4 protein-coding genes are annotated in these 2,982 nt (G+C 56.9%); all 4 read right to left on the bottom strand.

The features are described 5' to 3' along the window. Window positions 1-362 (bottom strand): DegT/DnrJ/EryC1/StrS family aminotransferase (locus WCA53_RS17975; RefSeq protein WP_423913422.1); only part of this gene is annotated, 362 nt, incomplete at its 3' end. A 97-nt stretch (window positions 363-459) separates the two neighbouring features. Continuing rightward, complete coding sequence (locus WCA53_RS17970; protein WP_423913419.1) at window positions 460-1,758, bottom strand: glycosyltransferase family 4 protein; 1,299 nt, start codon at window positions 1,756-1,758, stop codon at window positions 460-462. Further along, a complete protein-coding gene (locus WCA53_RS17965) occupies window positions 1,755-2,804 on the bottom strand; it encodes a glycosyltransferase family 4 protein (protein ID WP_423913414.1) in 1,050 nt (349 codons plus the stop codon). The genes WCA53_RS17970 and WCA53_RS17965 overlap by 4 nt, the downstream gene beginning before the upstream one ends. Further along, window positions 2,801-2,982, bottom strand: a 182-nt coding sequence (locus WCA53_RS17960) for a glycosyltransferase (protein WP_423913409.1), incomplete at its 5' end; no start/stop codon positions are given. The genes WCA53_RS17965 and WCA53_RS17960, both read right to left, overlap by 4 nt.

The raw sequence follows: 2,982 nt of genomic DNA, 5'->3' as shown, positions 1-2,982 counted from the left end.
TCGATTGCGGCCTTGACGTGTGCCAGACCGGCCACCCGAGTGCCCAGATCGACATCCATGAAGTAAGGCGTGGCGCCAATCGACATTAACGCGGTGGTCGTATAAGCGCCAGCGTTGGCAACCGTTGCAACCGTGTCGCCTCGGCCAATACCGAGCGAGCGCAACCCAAGTTCGATTGCCTCGGTGCCGTTGGCTACGCCAAGGCAGTGCGCTGCGCCAAGGTAGGCGGCAAACTGCTGTTCAAAACCTTTTACTTCGGGGCCGAGCACCAGCCATCCGCTGGCGATTACGCGATCAACCGCCGCCTTGATCTGCGGTTGATAAGCGGCGATTCGTTCCGATAAATTATTGAGTTGTTGCATAAGACTCCTCACCGAAACAGTCACATTTGATTCTACGGTTTGAAAATACGCAGCGCGCAAAGAACTGAGTAAGCCGCGACACGGCGGCTTACTCAGCTCATTTGGTGATCAAGAACGCCGACTGTACGGATTCGTCGCGCAGCAGGTCACTACTTGCGCCCCATTGCGTCAGGACATCGACGAAATGCGCCTTCGCCTTCGCTAACGGGCGCACTTTCTGCACCGTAGCACTCATGGCTAGCAGTTCGCTCGCGTATCGATCGACGGAATAAGTCTGCAATGCGAATCTGCGCGCCCTCGCTCCGATTCGCTGACGCGACTCAGGCGCGTCGTAGAAGCGCTGAAGTGCCTGCCCGATGTTGTCGACCTCGTTCTCGACCGATATCTTCTCAACGCAGTCGTCTGGAATTTCTCGATAAAAGCCAGTGTCGGTGACCATCACCGCCTTTCCATACAACATGGCTTCGATCGCGGAAGCGGACGCCGCTTCCAGGCTCGGCCACCGCAAGCAACTGATCGCATCGGCCTCATTCACTGCTTGAGCCAGAGCCGCGTCGCTTACTTCTCCCGATATGACCAGGCGCACACGAAGACCATTGGCGAGCGCTGACAACCGCAGCGCTTCGTGCGGTTCTATATGGCCGACCAGGCGGTACACCACGTTTTGCCGAAGAGACTGGCTCGCCGCTATCGCTTCAATCACCTTCGCAACACGCTTGTTCTGATTGATATAGCCGATGGTCAGCAAGTTGAACTGGCCGAACAACGGGGCAGCATGAGAGGAAGAAGCCGCGCAAACGCCCGGAGCGTCATAAGCGAGAGGTATGACCCGCACCGGACCAGGGCACGACTGACGCACACGCTGTGCGCCCCCTTCACTGTGCGTAATCACGCCTAACGCTTGAGAGACGATCCATTCGGTCAGCGGTGCAGTGTCCTTCGTGCCTAGGATGAACGCGGCATTGTCCGGATACTCGATATAGGTCTTCGCGACGGTTTCGCCATACCAGCGCCGCAGGATCGCATCTGCGCGATGCTCATTTCCAGGCTGCTGTTTCCACGCATGAAAAAGGTGGCCGAGAAAGAAATCATGCAGGCATACGACACCAGGCGCTCCCGGCAGCCAATGCAGGCAGCCTTCATGGAAATCAAAGTTATCGCCGATCTGATACACGACCAGGTCTGCGCGCGACACCGCCGCCCATACTACCCGGTCGTCCCTCCACGAAATAAGTTCGACGCCGAAATCATGTGGTTCGCGCTTTAGATAGCCGTCACCCTCGCTGCGCACGATCGTTACATCGTGACCCTGGTCCTTAAGGACGCTCGTGACCAGACGCGCCATGCGGCCGATAGCGGAGGACTTGATGGCCGGAGTGAATATGAGAATATTCATCGAAGAAGAGTCTCCACCGTTTTCGACCAATTGATATCCATGCTGAGCCACAACGCCCGGGCCGACGCACCGTAGCCACGTGTGATGGACGCGTCCTTGTACACCGCGCTCATGGCGTCGGCGAGTGGCTGCACCGCAGGTTCCGCGACCCAGCCGGTCTCGCCGTGCTTCACGATGCCCAGGACGCCGCCACTGTCGGTCGCCGTGATCAACGCTTTACCAGCCGTTGCCGCTTCTACCGCGACATATCCGAGCGAGTCTTCGTCGAACGGAATATAAATGGCCGCGCTCGCATTGTTGATGTAGTCCGCGTATGTTTCGCGAGGCATGAAACGCAAATCCAGTTTCACGCGGTCCGTCAAGCCAAGTCGTGCGACCAGTTCGTGAAGGCTCTCACCGTCGGCGGGCGTGTCCGGAGGACCGGCAATGATCAGTTTGACTTCCTTGCTCGCATGCGCCAACGCCTCGACAAGCAAGCGCTGGCGCTTCATGGAATTCACGCGACCGCCAGCAAAAATGTAGCTGCTGGCGTGTTTGTCGGTTGGAACGCCCGTGAACAAGTCGGCGTCGGTAATCGGCGGAATCAGGACTTCGGCGTTAAAGCCGTTGTACTTCATCAAACGCTGCCGGACGACCTCGGAAATGGTAAAGATGCGCTTGCTTTCTCCGAACGCCTCGTTATCGGCATTCGTGATCAGGGTACGAATGTCGTCTCCGTGACGTCCGGCCGGAAGATTCGTCTGCCCTACATCGAAAAGGTCATACGCCTGCCGATATTGATGAATGAGCCAAAGCGTCTTGTTAGGATGCCGAATGTAAAACGCCGGAAATTTCAGGGCGATCACATGATCGACGTTCCAAAGTTCCATTGTCCGCGCCATCAGCATTTGCGATGGAATCCCGGTCGCCGGCTCCCACTGGAATGGAAGACGCAAAATCTCGGATTCATGGCCGGCGGCAATCACGTTCCGTCGTAAATGCTCTGCTAGTTCTTCAGCGCCGCCCCACATGAACGGCGCCATATTATTCACGATCAATACTTTCATGCGAGCAGCCTTTTCAGGACGTGGGACCACGAAATATTGATTTCGCTCAATCGATCCAACGCATTGCGTCCCATTTCCCGTGCCATGGCTTTGTCTGCATAGAGCTTGTCCATTGCGACAGCGAGTGCTTCTGGCGTCGGCTCGCAGATAAAGCCGTTCTTGCCGTCTTGCACCAACT

This window comes from Caballeronia sp. (genome assembly GCF_049581465.1).
In the GTDB taxonomy this organism is placed as follows: domain Bacteria; phylum Pseudomonadota; class Gammaproteobacteria; order Burkholderiales; family Burkholderiaceae; genus Caballeronia.
This window is presented reverse-complemented; position numbering and strand designations above follow the sequence as displayed.